This window comes from Waterburya sp. (assembly GCF_058530065.1).
Genome location: NZ_JBZNBU010000127.1, coordinates 1 through 17,963 on the forward strand (window position 1 = coordinate 1; position 17,963 = coordinate 17,963).

Genomic DNA, 17,963 nt, shown 5'->3' on the forward strand with positions numbered 1-17,963 from the left:
CTAAATTAATCTATCGTTTGGAAGTCAAAGAAATTGGTTTAGTTCCCCATCCCTATGCTATCTGTAATGTAGATATTATTTTACAAGAAAAAACTGTCGTTCATTTCCAAGATTTAGGCTTACAACTAGTCGAAAAGAATCCAGAAGATTATAAAATATCACTTCAAGAAAAGCGATCGCAATCTTCCAAAAATATACTAAAAAAACCAGCTTTATTAACAGCAAAACAAATACAAGAATTCTGTACTGGTTCGATTGTAAAATGCTTTGGTCAAGACTTTGCAATCTATGAAGAAGGCAAGATCAAAGCATCGCGAATGCCCAACAGTCATCTTAATTTAGTCAGTCGAGTTTTAGAAGTACAAGGTAAACGACATCAATTCACTGAAGGCTCTACTATTATTACCGAATACGATCTTCCGAGTAATCCTTGGTTTTGCCGTCAAAACTCATCGTCAACAATTCCCTACTCAATTTTAATGGAAATAGCCCTTCAACCTTGTGGTTTTCTTTCCGCTTATTTAGGAACAACTTTACTTTACCCAGATCGCAGTTTATATTTCCGCAATCTCGATGGAGATGGCACAATTTTAAAAGCGATCGATCTTCGTGGCAAAACTATTACTAATAAATCCACCTTACTTTCCAATTCCAATATCCAAGGAATGATTTTACAGAGTTTTAAATTTGAAGTTAGTTGTGAAAGAGAAATATTCTATCAAGGTTCGGCATCTTTCGGTCATTTTAGTCCCGAAGCTTTAGCCAATCAAGTAGGTTTAGATCGAGGTGAAAATATCCCCCCTTGGTACGAACGAGAAAATACTTTAAATCTCCCTGAAGCTGATATTAATTTATCCAGTCAATCGAGCCGAAATAAATATTACCAAATCCATCCCCATAAACCTTACTATCGTTTGGCACAACATCAATTAGATTTACTCGACGAGGTAAAAATAATCGAGAAGGGAGGAAAATACCAACAAGGTTATATTTACGCCCAAAAACAAATCGATCCTACTGACTGGTATTTCAAATGCCATTTTCATGAAGATCCCGTCATGCCTGGTTCTTTAGGGGTAGAAGCAATGCTTCAAGCAATGCAAGTTTACGCCTTACATTCAGATTTAGGAAAACATCTAAAAAATCCTCGTTTTATTCAACTTCTAAACCATAAAATTATCTGGAAATATCGAGGACAAATTCCTCCCCAATATCCAGAAATATATTTAGAAGTTCATCTTTCTAAAATCGATATTCAATCGGACAAAATAATTATTATCGGCGATGCCAGTTTATGGAAACCAAAGATGAGAATTTATGAAGTTAAAAATATAGCAATTTGTTTGACTAATAACTAATAACTAATAACTAATGACTAATGACTAATAATAATCAAATTAAATTTTTAGGAAAGCGCAGTCAAGATCCTATTTGGATTGGTTCTGAAGATCTAATTACTTTTAATAGCAAAGAGATAAAATCTAAACTATTAAATTTAGATAGACCTTGTTATTTTCTAGAGAAAAGCGATCGCATTGGCGTTACCAATGAAGGTTATTTAGGTAATAGTAATAATAGTAGCGATCGCGATTTTAAAACTTTAACTGCTATTGCTCCCTTGCTTCCCCAACAGTTAGGAGATTCGAGTTTTTTAGATTTCCATAATGTTAAATACGCCTATATGACTGGGGCGATGGCAAATGGGATTGCTTCGGAAGAATTAGTAATTGCTTTAGGCAAAGAAAACATCTTAAGTTCTTTTGGTGCGGGAGGCTTAATACCTAACAGAATCGAAGCAGCAATTAATAAGATTCAAGCTGCTTTATTTGATAAGCCTTATTGCTTTAATTTAATCCATAGTCCTAGCGAACTTGCGATCGAACAAAAGACAGTAGATTTATATCTCAAGTATGGAATAACTACCGTAGAAGCTTCGGCATTTCTAACTTTAACTCCCAATATTGTTTACTATCGCGTGGCGGGTTTGAGCTTAAATAATCAAAGCGAAATTCAAATTAAAAATAAAGTAATTGCCAAAATTTCTCGTCGAGAAGTTGCTACCCAATTCATGCAACCCGCACCCGACAAAATACTTCAGCAATTACTATCCCAAGGATTAATTACCGAACAACAGGCAAAATTAGCCAAAAAAGTACCAATGGCTGATGATATTACCGTAGAAGCCGATTCTGGAGGACATACCGATAATCGCCCGTTGGTATCTCTGCTACCGTCAATCATCGCCCTGCGAGACGAAATACAAGCCAAATACAACTATCAAACCCCCATTAGAGTCGGTGCAGCGGGGGGAATTGGCACGCCCCAATCGACATTGGGAGCATTTATGATGGGTGCGGCATATATAGTAACGGGTTCGATCAATCAATCCTGCGTTGAGGCTGGTGCTTCCCAGCACACCAAACAGCTTCTGGCACAAGCAGAAATGGCAGATGTGATGATGGCACCTGCTGCGGATATGTTTGAAATGGGAGTCAAGCTACAGGTACTCAAACGAGGCACAATGTTCGGGATGCGATCGCAAAAACTCTATGAATACTATCGTAGCTACAATTCCCTTGAAGAAATCCCACTGCCAGAAAAAACTAAATTAGAACGACAAATATTTCGTAAAAGCTTGGAAGAAGTGTGGCAAGATACAATTAGATATTTCGAGCAACGCAACCCCAAACAAATAGAAAGAGCTACAAAAGATTCAAAATCCAAAATGGCGTTAGTTTTTCGCTCTTATTTAGGATTATCTTCCCGTTGGTCGAATATTGGCGAACCTGGAAGAGAAATTGACTATCAAATTTGGTGTGGTGCAGCGATGGGTGCGTTTAATGACTGGGTACGAGGTTCTTATTTAGCCGAACCCAGCAATCGTCGAGTAATAGATATAGCCGAGCATTTAATGATTGGTGCTGCTTATTTATATCGAATGCAAAATCTCAAACTACAAGGTATATCAATGCCTGGGGAGTATTGGAATTATCAACCGTAGTTAAGTAATGAGTAAATTGTTTATTTTAATAAAAGTAAAGAAATGCCTAAGACTGCTGCTTTTTTCGATTTTGATGGCACTTTGTTTAAGAGCAATGCGATCGCCCACTATTAGAATTTGACTGCTCCTTATATTTCACCATTAAAACGCTGGTTGTTGTGGGCAAAAATTGCTTCAGAAATACCCTACTATATTTTCCTGGATTCGAGCAGTCGTCAAAAGTTTAATCGCTTGTTTTATCGTAAATATTGCGATCGTTCCCTTACAGAATTAACCCAGAGAAGCGAAATATATCTACAAGATAAATTACATAGTAGGAGAAATTTTGAATTTTTCTACTATTGAAAGTGTAGTTGAATATTCAAACTTTTTGATAAAAAAATATTTTTAGTTAATAACAAAGTAGGCGTTGGTGAATAAAGGTCTGATTTTTCTCTAAAGCGATCGCTTTGGTAATATTTCTTAGTTTAGTATCGATCTTTAATAGTTAAAGATTTTTTAGCTTTATTGAGCGATCGCAAAACCGCCAAACAAACAAGATAGCAGCTATAGCCACACCAATAGATTGTCCCAACCACAAGCCCACACCACCCAAATCTAAATTGAAACCGAGGAAATAACCCACCGTCAAACCTACCCCCCAAAAAGCCAACAGGTTAAGCAATACAGGAATGCGAGTATCTTGAATTCCTTGTAATGCACCATAGCTAATTTTTTGCACTGCATCTAATATTTGCGACAGGGTAGCAATTCTCAGCATGGGAATAGCAAGATTGATAATTGCAGTATTAGCAGGATCGTCTAAATTGAGATAGATACCGACGATCCCTTGAGGAAAAAAGAACATGGCGATCGCCAGTAAAAACATCACCACAAAACCGATCGCAATACTGATATATCCCGCCCGTTTAATTCCGCCTCTATCTTTGCGCCCCAGCCATTGTCCGACTCTAGTGGTAGTGGCGAAAGACATTCCAAAGGGAATCATAAAGGTGACCATCATGGTTTGGAATACTACTTGGTGGGCGGCTAAATTTTCTGTACCCAAAACTCCCATGAGATAAGTAACGACGGTAAATAATCCCAATTCCAAAGCCATAAAAATACCAATCGGAACACCTGTTTTAAGCAATTCCACTATGACATTAGGTTTTAGTTGGTGTAGTTGCTGGAAAAACTTATATTTACCCAGTCGATCGTGTTTGAGAATATAAATAATTAAAGCAATAAACATTACCCACAAAGATAAAGCACTAGCGATCGCCAAACCAGCCAACTCCAGACGAGGAAAGCCGAACTTACCAAAGCCCAAAATATAGTTACCGAGAATATTAAATACCGTGCCAAAGGCAACAATTACCATGATCGGACGACCTAAAGATAAACCCGATACTACCCCCCGCAACATAGCAAAACCCAAAGCAGGAAAAAAGCCCCAGAGAATAATATCTAAATAACTACTAGCCAGAGTAACAGTAGTTTCGGCTTGTCCCCAATACAACATCATCGAATCTAAATTAGCGATCGCGATCGTCATCGGTATAGATAAGAGCAACACCAACCAAAATCCCTGACGGGTTAACCGTTCGATTCTGCTTTTTTTCCCCGCACCATAAGCTTCAGCAATTAGCGGGCTAATTCCCATAACTATCCCTGCAACAGTATTGAGGATGGCGATAAACGTCCAAGAAGCCAATCCCCCAGCAGCCAGGGTTTCTGCACCCAACCTTCCCATCATAATCGTGTCAAAGAAACCCGTGAGAGATTGAGCTAACTGCGCGCTAACTAGAGGAATAGCTAATTGTAAGAATTTTTTGGCTTCCCGAACCACGGGAGAACTAGCAATAGTTAAAGTCATTTTTTAATCTTTTTCTTGATTGGTTTAGGCACATCATGACAGCAACTAGCCTTAGCTCAATCTCTCAAAACTTTGCTCGAATATCAAAATCTTGCTGTTAATGGTTATTGTTAAGTCTTGGCGATCGCTATTTAAGTTATATTCGGTATTTGTATGTTCTTAAAGTAAATTTTCCCACCTAAAATCAAACTTTTTCATAACCCTGTTCGTAGGCAAAACGTACTAGCTGAGTTCGATTGTTTAAATTGAGTTTATTTAAAATATTGCTCAAATGAGTTTGTACCGTACGAGGACTAATAAATAATCGCTCGCTAATTTGCTTGTTAGTAAATCCCTGAATGGTTTCCCAAAATACTCTTTCTTCCGCTGGAGTGAGGGGCAAAGGTTTAGGAGGGGATTTTTGGGATTCGTTTGGGGGTGCGGATCTTGTTGGAGAATGAGAGTTGCGATCTATATCTGCTAAAACATTTGCCGATTGGGAACTAACTAATTGCTCGATTAAATGAACGATTTCGGAATGAACTCGGCGCGAGCGTTCGATTAAGGCTTCTATATTTGCCAATAACTCTTTCATTTCAAAAGGTTTGGATAGATAGCTATCAGCACCTATGGTATGTCCTTGAATGCGATCGTCAAGATCGTTTTTGGCAGATAAAAAAATAAACGGAATTAATTTACCAGAAGGTTGCGATCTTAATTGACGGCAGAATTCAAAGCCATTCATTTCAGGCATAGAAACATCAGACACAATAATATCTGGTACATCTTGATTAAACTGAATCAAAGCAGATTTGCCCGAGTCTACTGCAACTACCTGATATCCTTTCTGCTCTAAAGAATTTTGTAAAACTTTACGTAATAGAGGATCGTCGTCTACTATCAATATCTTCTTCATCTTATTTTTCCTTCTCGTGCGATCGAAAGCAATAGTCACAAAGCAACAGTAACATTGAATACTATACTTCTATCAAAGATGTTTTTTAGTATTTTTCCCGATAGCTTAAATCTTAATTGCTGTTAATTTCCAAGACTTTTGTAGTTTAAAACATATCACTCAATTTAGGATGTTTTTGTGGGTTCTTCAGACCATAAACACTTAGAAGCTATAAAATTCCCTAAAATGACAGAACTCTACCTATAAATTGCGGTAAGTTACTGATAAGTCTATCGGAGCAAGAAATTGACGAGCGATATCCCGCTACGAGCGATGAGCAAAAGATAGCCAAGTCGGTTATTTAGCGATTAAATAAGTCACTTGTACTGTAGCTATATTTATTTTTTTCCCAACCAAATTTTATGTACGAGAAATTAACACCACCCAGTATCGGTTCTAAGATCGATTTTCAAAACGGAAAACCTATTGTTCCTGACGATCCCATTATTCCTTTTATTCGTGGAGATGGTACTGGAGTCGATATTTGGCCCGCTACCGAAAAAGTAATTAATGCTGCTGTAGAAACTGCCTATGGAGGACAGCGCAAAATAAATTGGTTCAAAGTATATGCAGGAGACGAAGCTTGCGATAAATATGGTACTTACCAATATTTGCCCCAAGATACCCTCAATGCCATTAAAGAATATGGAGTGGCAATTAAAGGCCCTCTAACAACTCCTGTAGGGGGCGGAATTCGCTCGCTGAATGTAGCTTTACGTCAAATATTTCAATTGTACGCTTGCGTCCGTCCCTGTCGCTATTATCAAGGCACGCCATCTCCCCACAAATATCCTGAAAAACTAGATGTAATTGTCTACCGCGAGAATACAGAAGATATTTATTTAGGAATTGAGTGGAAACAGGGAGACGAAATAGGCAGAAAATTAATCGATTTTCTCAATCAAGACGCAATCCCTAACACCCCCGAACATGGTAACAAGCAAATTCCTTTAGATGCAGGAATTGGTATTAAACCCATTAGTAAAACTGGTTCGCAACGTCTGGTCAAAAAAGCGATCGAACAAGCTCTCAAACTTCCTCCAGCCAAACAGCAAGTTACTTTGGTGCATAAGGGCAACATTATGAAATATACCGAGGGGGCTTTTCGCGATTGGGGGTACGAATTGGCTACTACAGAATTTCGCGACGAATGCGTTACCGAGCGAGAGTCTTGGATTTTGAGTAATCAAGAAGCAGATTCGACATTAACCATTGAAGATAATGCTCGTAAAATAGATCCTGGTTATGATTCTCTAACTCCTGAAAAACAGCAGAAAATCTGTCAAGAAGTGCAAACTGTTTTGGATAAGATCTGGGAGAGTCACGGCAACGGAAAATGGCAAAATAAAATAATGATCAACGATCGCATTGCCGATAGTATTTTTCAACAGATCCAAACCCGTCCCGATGAATATTCAATTTTGGCTACCATGAACTTAAATGGAGACTATCTCTCCGATGCTGCTGCTGCTATTGTTGGCGGTTTGGGTATGAGTCCTGGGGCAAACATTGGCGATAATTGTGCTATTTTTGAGGCAACTCATGGCACTGCGCCCAAACACGCTGGCTTGGATCGAATCAATCCTGGTTCGGTAATTCTTTCTGGAGTGATGATGTTAGAGTTTATGGGTTGGCAAGAAGCTGCGGATTTAATTCGAGTTGGATTGGCTAAGGCGATCGCCAACCGCGAAGTCACCTACGACCTCGCTCGGTTGATGAATCCTCCTGTAAAACCTCCTTTAAAGTGTTCGGAGTTTGCCGCAGCAATTATTAATAATTTTGCCTAGCGATCGCCCAAACCAATCTAGTAGCTAAAATGTTTTTGTATTAATTACAAAGTTTTTGTGTTTTAAGTCTACAGAACAATTTAGGGGATGTTTTCTGGAAAATCCTTTGATATAGTCTTGTATATCGGTTACCAATTATTTCTTGACTAATTGGTAATTGATTATTTCTTTGCTCCGTTTATTTTATTCAATTCTCGAATCTTATGTCTGATGAGCTAATAGGAGGACGCTACCGAGTTCTCGAAATCATAAGAACCACAGGCTTTTGTGAAACTTATAAAGCAGAGGATACTCATCTCCCCAAAAACCCCGAACACCCTCGTTGTATCGTCAAAAAACTACAACCTCAATCTAATGAAGAGTTTTACTTGAATACTGCCAGGAGATTGTTTGATAACGAAGCGAAAGTGCTTTACAAACTGAACGGTCATCCACAGATTCCTCGCTTACTAGCTCACCTAGAGGTAAATCGAGAATTTTATCTGGTTCAAGAATTTATTGAAGGCAAAGATTTAAGTCAAGAAGAAATAGCACCAGAAAAACGCTGGAGTGAATTTCAAGTAAAAGACTTTTTGATTGAAGTTTTAGAAATTTTGGCATTTGTCCATCAACAAAATGTCATTCATCGAGATATTAAGCCTTCCAACTTAATGCGTCGCGCTAGCGATCGCAAGATCTTTTTAATTGATTTTGGTGCGGTCAAAGAAATTACCAATATGACCCTGACAGAAGGGCAAGGTAATGTCTTGACTGTTGCAGTAGGAACTCCTGGTTATATGGCAAGCGAACAGCAAAGAGGCGATCCCAGGTTTAATAGCGACGTTTATGCTTTAGGTGTTACTGCTATTCAAGCTATCACGGGGTTTCATCCCGATCAACTGCCCCGCGATCGCGATACGGGGGAAATTAAATGGCGCGATCGCGCTCCAGAATGTAGCAAGGAATTGGCTAATATTCTGGATAAAATGGTCAAGAACGATTTCTTACAACGGTATAAAAATGCCAACGAGGTTTTAGAGGATATTCGCAGTCCTCAAAAACCCGTTCCTCCCATTCCCCCTATTCCCCCTAAACCTCCAGTTCCCCCCAAACCCAAGAAAAGTTCGGGAACGAAGAGGCTTGTATTGTTCGCGGTTTTACCCTTAAGCGCGATCTTATTATTTCTCGCTCCCAAAATCTGGAGATCTCTACAGGCTTTGAATCATTACAATGAGGGGAATGCTCTAATTAAAGCTGGAGATTTCGAGCAAGCAATCGCTAGTTTCGATTTGGCGATCGCCAATAATCAAGATTTCGCTCAAGCATGGACAAATAGAGGATACGCTCAAGGTCAACTAGGTCGTCATTTGGAAAAATTCTCTTCTTGCGTTCAAGCTACCGATGTCGCCCCCGACTTTGCTGGAGCGTGGAATTGTCGCGGATTAGCAAGATCGGACCTCAAACAATACGAACGGGCTTTACAAGAATATAATCAAGCCATCACTGTTGACAATCGTTATTATAATGGCTGGTTGAATAAAGGAGAAGTGTTATTAAAACTAGGCAGACCGAGGGAAGCGATTGACGCGACTAGAAAAGTATTGGAAATAAAGCCAGATTACCATTTAGCATGGACTCAATTATGTCGGGCTTTATACACTCTCGAACAATACCAGGATGCGAAGGCTCACTGCGAAGAATCATTAAACTTAGTACCAGACTACAGTCCTAGCCAAATTTTACTTGAGAAAATAGAGGCAAAACTGCAACAGTCAAATAACTAATTTAACAATTTCACTCTCATTAATTTATTCTTCGCAGTATAGACTTAGCAAATGCCATTATTTATTTAAAGATGCCTTTGGGAGCAAATCTAAATAAGTCCCAAAAATTAACCTCGTAAGAAGTACTTTGGACTCCTCGATCGTTATAGATTGTTTTCTTACCTTGTAATTCAGGACTAAGAATCGCCGTAACTACGGTATCAGCTTCGATCGCTGGCTGATTGCTGGCAGTTAAAGTAAATAGTACTTTGCTACACTCATTTCTTTCGGTAGCAGCACAGATAACAGGTAAACCTAATTCCTGAGTGCCAACAAAAGTCACTTTAGAAAAGTCGTAATCAGCCGAATAAGCGTCTAACTTAGCAGTCACCTTATCGCATAATTCTTTGGGAGTGGATGGTGTTTTATATGCTAGTGCGTCTTCTTTCCAACTAAAAACAGTTTTAGTTTGTCCTTGTTCATTTTGAGCAACAGTTGTAGGCACGCCGTCAGTCATTTGACAAGCAAAGCTGAGTTGCGGTGCATTAGAAGATTCTGCCATTGCAGGAGCAGCCCCCAAGGAGATAGCTCCTGTAATTAAAAGTGCGGATAAGTTTTTTGTTTTCATAGTTGTATATAGGCCTCCTGAATTTTGAAATCCACTGGCTGTTTTCTCAATACTAGTAAATATGTGTAAGTATACGTCCCAATCTTAAGGTGTATGCAACTCGATCTTTCCTAAGTAAACACTTCAATCGGTAAAAATAAGTTACTTTAAGTTAAGACATATGTCCTTTTTGTAGCAAGGGTTGTGGGCTTTTGGATTTACTACTAGTAGTATAAAAAAAATATTTTCCCAGAGCAAATCTTTATGAGATTAAAATATAAACTTCACACAAGTTTCATAAAACTAGCTCGAACTTCAATTAATTTATCTCAATATAATAAGAGTCAATTTCACCTAATAGATTGTGAAGTCTATCATTAATTGGGGCGATATAAAGTTTTGTCTGATAAAAACCATGAGTAAAAATATTTTAGAAGTCCAAAATGTCTATGCGGGATACATCAAAGACCTGAATATATTGCAAGGAATTAACTTTCGTATTGCTCCTGGAGAATTAGTGGCTGTAATTGGACCAAATGGGGCGGGTAAATCAACTTTAGCTAAAACTATCTTTGGTTTGCTTGCGCCCAACCAAGGACAGATCTTGTTTAAAGGACAAAATATTGCAGGGCTTAAATCGGACAAAATAGTCAAGCGGGGAATGTGCTATGTTCCTCAAATTGTTAATGTTTTTGCCTCTCTTTCTGTAGATGAAAATTTAGAAATGGGAGCTTTTATTCGTCAAGGTTCTCTTAAATCTCTTAAAGATAAAATTTACACTATGTTTCCCAAATTGAGTTCTCGTCGTCGCCAAAAAGCAGGAACTCTATCAGGAGGAGAAAGACAAATGTTAGCTATGGGAAAAGCTCTAATGCTAGAGCCAGATCTCTTACTTTTGGACGAACCCTCTGCTGCTCTTTCTCCTATTTTAGTTACTTCGGTATTCGAGCAAATTAAAGCAATCGTCCAAACAGGAACGGCAATTGTTTTGGTAGAGCAAAATGCGAAAAAAGCCTTAGCTATGGCAGATCGAGGTTATGTCTTAGAAAATGGAACAGATCGCTTTGAGGGAAGAGGAGTTGATTTACTAAACGATCCTAAGGTGGGAGAGCTATATCTCGGAGCAGCTTATAAAGCTGATTGAGTTTGTGGCAGTCTTCATTTAAGATTATTGATGTGGCGTAATAAAAGTTTATATATTTTTATATCGTTTCTTAAAAACAGCGGATATTTCCCAGGTATCATAGATGTTGGCACATAGAATTTAGCCACTTTTTATAGATCTGATTTTGGTAAATTTTAGGAGAAAAAATGGATTTCGTAACCAATCTTTTTAGCGTTTTCGGCAATATTAATTTCACCGTAGTTTTTCAACTACTTTCTGTGGCATTAATTATGATTTCTGGCCCCGTAGTAATCTTTTTGCTAGCTTTACGTGGTGGCGATCTTTAAATAACTTGATATATTTTTGTTGCCTGCTCTTTTGCTCGATGTGAAAGGGCAGATTTATATTATTGATGTAGTTTTTTGAGCAGGAACTTAGTTCTATTAGTAATAGCCTGCCAATCCTGAAGGGCGATATCTTTTGGAAGAAATAAACTGCTAGATATACCAACAGCAGTCGCTCCTGCATCTAACATCTGGGTAGCGTTATCCAGAGTAATACCGCCAGTAGGAATTAAAGCAATTTCTTTTAAGGGTGCTTGCAAGCATTTAAGATAATCTGCACCCCCTAAAGATTTAATCGGAAATACTTTAATGGCTTTTGCCCCTTGCTGCCAAGCATTGACAATTTCTGTAGGAGAAAAAGCTCCTGGCACAAAAGGTATCTGGTATCGTTCTAAAGCTAGATCTAGCAAATGGGGATTAAAATTAGGGGCAAAGGCAAATTGCGCTCCTGCTGCCACTGCATCGATTAATTCATTTTCATGCAATATAGTCCCTACCCCAACAATACAGTGGGGCAATTCCATCCTAAGTCGAGGGATTAACTGCTGAGGGCGATCGCTATTCCAGGTAATTTCAATTAACTTAATTCCCCCAGCAGCAGCAGATAGAGCCATATGATAAGCCCAGTCTAAGTTGTCGCAGCGAATTACAGCGATCGCTTTATGCCGTGCTAAAAGTGCTAACCATTTTCCCGCGATCGTTTCCATTAATTAATTCATTACTCCCACTACCTATAAAGATCCGATCCGATTTTTATAAGCTCTACTATCTAAACCATTACCTACATTAACAGTTTGTGGATTAATTAATTCCTCTAAGATTTTAATCCGCTCGCTAGTTGCAGGATGAGTGCTAAGAAAGCTAGGAGTCGAGCCACTTCGTTCTAAAAGTTTGCTCATAAAACCCAAAATCCCTGCGGGAGCATAACCAGCCCTAACCATATTTTCTAAGCCAAAGCGGTCTGCTTCTAACTCATCCGCACGACTATTAGGACGACTAATGGTTAACTCTACGCCAATTTGAACGGCATCATTGCGATCCAACCCTGCTGCGGAGAGGAGTCCTTGAGATAAAGCTCTATTTCTCATTTGTTCGATTCCATGACGACCCACAATATGACCGATTTCATGTCCGATGACACTGGCTAATTCCGCTTCGTTGTCTGCTGCTACAATCAAACCCGTATTAATATATACATAGCCTCCCATAGTAGCAAAGGCATTAATGGCATCATCATCGACTACCTGGAATGTATAGGGAAGATCGGGACGATCGCTAGTTTTTGCCAATCTTTGTCCGATTTGATTAATATAACGATTTATCGAAGCATTATTAGAGATTTTAGCCTGACCAGAAGCAACTATTTCTTGATTGATTCCTTTACCTAACTCTAGCTCTTGGGCACTAGAAATATTGGATAGTTGAATTATCTGTATTCCTTGAATCATCAACTCCAGCCAAGAAAAACCATAGCTTGCTTGAATGGTGCTGAGATTAAGACTCAAAGCAACAATCAGAGCGATCGCAGCATACACTATACGTCGATAACTCAGAAAACCAAAACTGAAAATTTTTTGAAACATTATGCAATCAATAACAATAATTGGGTAAAAGACGATTAATTCTTTCACTGAGTTGCTTTACCTATATTTATTTTCTCAAAAAATGCAACTTGATGGTCTGCTATGAAAAAAAATGAAAAATAGGCTAGCAATAGCTCAAATTAGTCTCAGAATTTTTTCGTATTTACATTTTTTTAACTTAAGGGTTATTTTGGAGATCGGTTTATCTCAAGTTGATAAAAATCAATCTATACAATCTAAAATTTATTATTCTAATTACACTTAAGTTTATTTTAAATATCCAAAAACCATGCTACACCAAGCAACAATACGAAATTATCTTGTATTCTAAGCACAGGCTGAGGGAAGCATTGTGAATTTATTCACTCAAAAAAATACCAGTCAAACTCTAAAAATATTTATTTATACAATCGCTGGTGCTATTGGTAGCTTATTGCTGCTTTTTTTAGTTAAGCAGAGTCTACCAATAGAGCAAGAAGAAACTAGGAATTATCACCAAGATATTCAGAAACTTCAACAAGATATTTATCATTTACAAAAAAAAAATCTACGGTTATTTTATTCTTTGGGTTTTAGTGGTAATGATTTTGAAATTCAACTAAAAAATATTCATGATTCTTTTACTAGACTCAAGAGTCTGCCCGATTCATTATCCAAAAAAGATCGTGAATTATTAACTAGTAATTTAGAGATACAAGAAGTTTTTTTAACATCGCAAATTGATCGCATTAAGCAAATCGAAAATTATAAAATTAATTTAACTAAATCTTGTAGGTATATTCCTAAATTAAGTAATAATCTTAATTATCAACCAGACCGAATTGCCCAAGATTTAAGGTTTGCGTTAAATGATTTATTAGATAATGTCATTTTATATTGCTATCAGCAAGATAAAGTACTAATGTTAATTATTGAAGAACAATTGCAAAAAATTGTTCTCACTCACAAACCAGATAGTTTAACAGAGCAGGATTTTTTAGTTAAAGATTCTATAGAACAAACTCGCAATATACTTGCCGATTTAGAACAAATAAAAGCAGCAGCTACTCAAGTTCAGCTGTCAGATTTTAGCCATAAGTTATTTGAATATGAAAATACTTATGTAGAATATGTATTTCGTACCCATAGAAGAATTTATCTTTATAGATTATTAAGTTGCTTGTTAGTTTTATTAATTATAATTATTGTCGCCCAACAAATTATCAATCATTTAATTAAAACTAATCGTAAAATAGTTAAAATCTTAGAAGGCTTTACCCAAGAGCTAGAAACTAAAGTAGAACAAAGAACTTCCCAATTAGAAGAAAGTATTCAAAATACAGAAGCAGCTTTAACCGAAGCACAAAATGCCAATAAAGCTAAAAGTAGATTTTTAGCGAATATGAGTCACGAACTAAGAACGCCTCTCAATGCTATTTTAGGCTTTACTCAACTAATGTGTCGCGTTTCATCTATAAGTCCAGAGCATTATGAAAATGTACAAATTATTAATCGTAGTGGGGAGCATTTATTAAAATTAATCAATGACATTTTAGAAATGTCTAAAATTGAAGTAGGTCAAATAACTTTAAATGAAACTAAATTCGATCTATTTTTGATGCTCAAAAGCATTGAAGATATGCTGCGTTTAAAAGTAGAAGCCAAACAAATTAATTTGACTTTTGATATCGCTCAAAATATTCCTCGATATATTTATACTGATGAAGGTAAGCTCAGACAAATTTTGATCAATTTATTAGGTAATGCTTTAAAATTTACCGAACGAGGAGAAATTTGTTTAATAGCCAAACTAAAAGAGAATATACCCTTAGAAAAAAACAATATAGACTTTCTCTTTTCCGATACTTATGGTCTTTACTTTGCCGTGAAAGATACAGGACCAGGTATTCCTGAAGAAGAGATGGAACAGCTATTTTCTCCTTTTGAACAAACTAAAGTCGGTCGGGTTTCTAACGAAGGGACTGGTTTGGGTCTATCAATTTGTCAAAAATTTGTGGAGTTGATGGGAGGAAAACTATCCGTTGAAAGTATTGTTGGCAAGGGAAGTGTTTTCTTTTTTGAAATTTTAATTAAAGTTGAAGATGTCAATGTCGCTCCAGTTTTTGCAGGTCAACCAGTTGATAAAACTCGTAAGATTTTAGGAATAGCGACCAACCAACCAGAATATAAAATCTTAGCAGTAGATGATGTTCCAGCCAGTCGGCTTTTACTCAAAAAAATGTTGACTGAGATCGGATTTCTGGTGAAGGAAGCAGGAGACGGTCAACAAGCTATCGATCTTTTTTCTACCTGGAATCCAAATCTAATTTTAATGGATATGAGAATGCCAGTAGTTGACGGTTATGAGGCAACTAAAAAAATTAAATCTTTGCCCCAAGGAAAAGAAACAATAATTATTGCCCTAACAGCTAGTGCTTTTGAAGAAGAAAGAGTAATCATCTTATCTGCTGGCTGCGATGATTTTATGCGTAAGCCATTTTATGAAACCGAACTTTTAGAAAAAATAGGTCAATATCTAAATATTGATTACCTTTATGAAGAGATGGTGGATCTAGAAACAGATCAACCAGCATTTTCGGCAGAATTAACCAGAGAAAGTTTACAAGTAATGTCTTTGGAGTGGCGATCGCAACTCTACAATGCCGCAGCTAAAGTAGATGACCATGAAATATTACAGCTATTAGCCGATATTCCTGAAGAATATGAGTCTTTAGCTAAAGGATTAGAGAGTTTAGTAGAGCATTTTCGTTGTGACAAAATTATTGACTTGACCAAATCAGTTAACTAAATGAGCGTATTTCCTCTAGAGCCAACTAACTTTAAAATTCTGGTTGTGGATGACAAAACTGAAAATCTCCAGCTTTTGTCAGATGCCTTGAGCAGTCAAGGATACGACGTGAAATGCGTGGTGAGTGGAGAAATGGCATTGGTAGTTGCTAATTCTGCCATACCAGATCTGATTTTATTGGATGTGATGATGCCTGGTTTAGATGGTTATCAAGTATGCAAAAAACTCAAATCAGAAGAGAAGACCAAAAATATTCCGATTATTTTTCTCAGTGCCAACAACCATTCAACCGATCGCATTCATGCTTTAAATGTTGGTGGTGCAGACTATATCGATAAACCTTTTCAGATCGATGAAGTTTTATTAAGAATTCAAAACCAATTACAACTGAAAATCGCTCAACAGGAAGTTTTAAAATTAAACACGGAATTAGAATTACGCATTCAAGAACGTACGGCTCAGTTAGAACAAGCCAATCAAGAATTAAAACATCAAATACAAGAGCGAGAGGAGGTTGCTAAATTACTTCAAGAAAGCGAAGAAAAATTAGAAAGTATTCTTAATTCCTTAGAAGAAGTAGTCTGGTCTACAGAAATGGCTACTAGTAACTTATTATTTCTCAATCCCGCAGCCACCAAAGTGTACGGTCGTTCCGTGGAAGAATTATTACAAAATCCCGATTTGCGTTTGGAGTCGATTCATCCTGAAGATCGCGATCGCGTGGAATTATCTTTAGCTAGTTCTCTCAATTATAAAAATGAACTAGAATATCGGATCGTTCAACCCAATGGAGAAATTCGTTGGGTTTGGGAGCGCAGCCGTCTGGTTCGCGATCCTAAAGGGATTGCTAACCGTAGAGATGGAATTATTTGCGATATCACAGAGCGTAAAAAAATCGAACAGGAATTGAGCTACGAAGCCAAACACGATTCTCTGACTAGCTTGCCTAATCGAGCAGCTTTTATCGAGAAAGTAGAGGAAACTCTCAAATACAGTCACAAAAATCCCGATCGTTTGTTTGCTGTTTTATTTATCGATCTAGACCGTTTCAAAATTGTTAATGATAGCCTGGGACATCTAATTGGCGACGAATTATTAATATCTGTAGCTAATGTCTTAATTAATTGTTCTCGCGATGGAGATTTGGTAGCTCGTTTGGGAGGAGATGAATTTACAATTTTGCTGACTGACATTGAATCGATCGAAGATGGTCATGCTATTGCCGAAAGAATTTTAACTGAGTTAAAAACTCCTTTTAATTTACAGAGTCATACGGTTTTTACTAGTGCCAGTATTGGTATAGTTTTAGGCAGCGATCGCTATCAAAATAGTTCGGAAATTTTGCGAGATGCCGATATTGCCATGTATCGCGCTAAATCTGATGGCAAAGCCAGACATGAAGTATTCGATCTTCAAATGTATGCTGAAACTAAAGAATTATTAGAAATTGAAAACGACCTGCATCAAGCGATCTTACGTCATGAATTTGTTTTGTATTATCAGCCTATAGTATCTTTAGATAACAATACTTTGTATGGTTTTGAGGCACTATTGCGTTGGCAGCATAGTACCAAAGGTTTAATTCTTCCCGATAAATTTATTCCCATTGCAGAAGAAACAGGTTTAATTAATTCTATTGGTCGCTGGGTGTTAGAGACAGCTTGCCGTCAATTACGTATTTGGCAAGTTCAATATCCTGGGGCAGCAGATCTCAAAGTTGGAGTAAATGTTGCCACCCAGCAAATAAAAGATCCCAAATTTCTAAGTGTTTTAGATGGGGTTTTAGAGCAGACTGGTTTGTCGGGAAAAGCCCTACATTTAGAGATTACTGAAGGAACTCTAATGAACTACGAACCGAAAACGATTAGTTTGTTTAATAAGATTAGGCACAGAGGCATTGAAATTAATATTGATGATTTTGGGACTGGTTATTCATCTCTACAATATTTAAACCGTTTTCCCATTAGTATTCTCAAGATAGATCGCTCTTTTACTAAAGGAATGTTACTAGAAAAAGAAAATTTTGAAATTATTAAAACTATAGTAGCTCTAGCAAGAACTTTAAAAATCGATGTAATTGCTGAAGGAGTGGAAAATTTAAAACAGCTAAAAGTTTTAAAAACTCTCAATTGCAAATTAGGTCAAGGATATCTTTTTTCCGAAGCAGTAGACTGCGAATCAGCTGCATTATTAATCGATCGCGCTACTCAATAA

At 37.3% G+C, this 17,963-nt stretch carries 14 protein-coding genes; 9 read left to right on the top strand and 5 right to left on the bottom strand.

The window, feature by feature from the left end; all coding sequences use genetic code 11:
* The 3 genes from AC33VI_RS08350 to AC33VI_RS08360 all read left to right on the top strand — a co-directional run.
* A partial coding sequence (locus AC33VI_RS08350) for a beta-hydroxydecanoyl-ACP dehydratase (RefSeq protein WP_491781807.1) occupies positions 1-1,358 on the top strand: 1,358 nt, incomplete at its 5' end.
* A gap of 20 nt (positions 1,359-1,378) precedes the next feature.
* Positions 1,379-3,001 (top strand): PfaD family polyunsaturated fatty acid/polyketide biosynthesis protein, encoded by a 1,623-nt coding sequence (locus tag AC33VI_RS08355; RefSeq protein WP_491781808.1) that lies wholly within the window; start codon positions 1,379-1,381, stop codon positions 2,999-3,001.
* 117 nt (positions 3,002-3,118) lie between these two features.
* On the top strand, positions 3,119-3,346 hold the full coding sequence (locus tag AC33VI_RS08360; protein ID WP_491781809.1) for a hypothetical protein: 228 nt from the start codon (positions 3,119-3,121) through the stop codon (positions 3,344-3,346).
* 142 nt (positions 3,347-3,488) lie between these two features.
* On the opposite strand, the gene AC33VI_RS08365 is transcribed toward AC33VI_RS08360, so the two are convergent.
* Complete coding sequence (locus AC33VI_RS08365; RefSeq protein WP_491781810.1) at positions 3,489-4,859, bottom strand: MATE family efflux transporter; 1,371 nt, start codon at positions 4,857-4,859, stop codon at positions 3,489-3,491.
* A 184-nt stretch (positions 4,860-5,043) separates the two neighbouring features.
* Complete coding sequence (locus AC33VI_RS08370; RefSeq protein ID WP_491781811.1) at positions 5,044-5,754, bottom strand: response regulator; 711 nt, start codon at positions 5,752-5,754, stop codon at positions 5,044-5,046.
* 401 nt (positions 5,755-6,155) lie between these two features.
* Here AC33VI_RS08370 and AC33VI_RS08375 point away from each other — a divergent pair, with 401 nt between their 5' ends.
* A complete protein-coding gene (locus AC33VI_RS08375) occupies positions 6,156-7,580 on the top strand; it encodes an NADP-dependent isocitrate dehydrogenase (RefSeq protein ID WP_491781812.1) in 1,425 nt (474 codons plus the stop codon).
* Positions 7,581-7,783: 203 nt separating this feature from the next.
* Positions 7,784-9,343 carry a protein kinase domain-containing protein gene (locus AC33VI_RS08380; RefSeq protein ID WP_491781813.1) on the top strand — a complete coding sequence of 520 codons (1,560 nt, stop codon included), beginning with the start codon at positions 7,784-7,786 and terminating at the stop codon, positions 9,341-9,343.
* A 61-nt stretch (positions 9,344-9,404) separates the two neighbouring features.
* Here AC33VI_RS08380 and AC33VI_RS08385 read toward each other — a convergent pair whose 3' ends face one another.
* On the bottom strand, positions 9,405-9,950 hold the full coding sequence (locus AC33VI_RS08385) for a COP23 domain-containing protein (protein WP_491781814.1): 546 nt from the start codon (positions 9,948-9,950) through the stop codon (positions 9,405-9,407).
* A gap of 394 nt (positions 9,951-10,344) precedes the next feature.
* On the opposite strand from AC33VI_RS08385, the gene AC33VI_RS08390 reads away from it, so the two are divergent.
* Positions 10,345-11,073 carry an ABC transporter ATP-binding protein gene (locus AC33VI_RS08390; protein ID WP_491781815.1) on the top strand — a complete coding sequence of 243 codons (729 nt, stop codon included), beginning with the start codon at positions 10,345-10,347 and terminating at the stop codon, positions 11,071-11,073.
* 167 nt (positions 11,074-11,240) lie between these two features.
* A complete protein-coding gene (gene psb30 / locus AC33VI_RS08395) occupies positions 11,241-11,381 on the top strand; it encodes a photosystem II reaction center protein Ycf12/Psb30 (protein WP_491781816.1) in 141 nt (46 codons plus the stop codon).
* 59 nt (positions 11,382-11,440) lie between these two features.
* On the opposite strand, the gene AC33VI_RS08400 is transcribed toward psb30, so the two are convergent.
* Entirely contained in the window at positions 11,441-12,085 is a 645-nt protein-coding gene (locus AC33VI_RS08400; protein WP_491781817.1) for a bifunctional 4-hydroxy-2-oxoglutarate aldolase/2-dehydro-3-deoxy-phosphogluconate aldolase, read from the bottom strand.
* 24 nt (positions 12,086-12,109) lie between these two features.
* Positions 12,110-12,961: a M48 family metallopeptidase gene (locus AC33VI_RS08405; RefSeq protein WP_491781818.1), complete on the bottom strand. Its 852-nt coding sequence runs from the start codon at positions 12,959-12,961 to the stop codon at positions 12,110-12,112.
* A 352-nt stretch (positions 12,962-13,313) separates the two neighbouring features.
* Here AC33VI_RS08405 and AC33VI_RS08410 point away from each other — a divergent pair, with 352 nt between their 5' ends.
* The gene (locus AC33VI_RS08410) at positions 13,314-15,749 is read left to right on the top strand and encodes an ATP-binding protein (RefSeq protein WP_491781819.1); all 2,436 of its coding nucleotides are present in this window, start codon (positions 13,314-13,316) and stop codon (positions 15,747-15,749) included.
* Positions 15,750-17,963, top strand: coding sequence for a two-component system response regulator (locus AC33VI_RS08415; protein WP_491781820.1), 2,214 nt, complete (start codon positions 15,750-15,752; stop codon positions 17,961-17,963). It abuts the gene before it with no gap.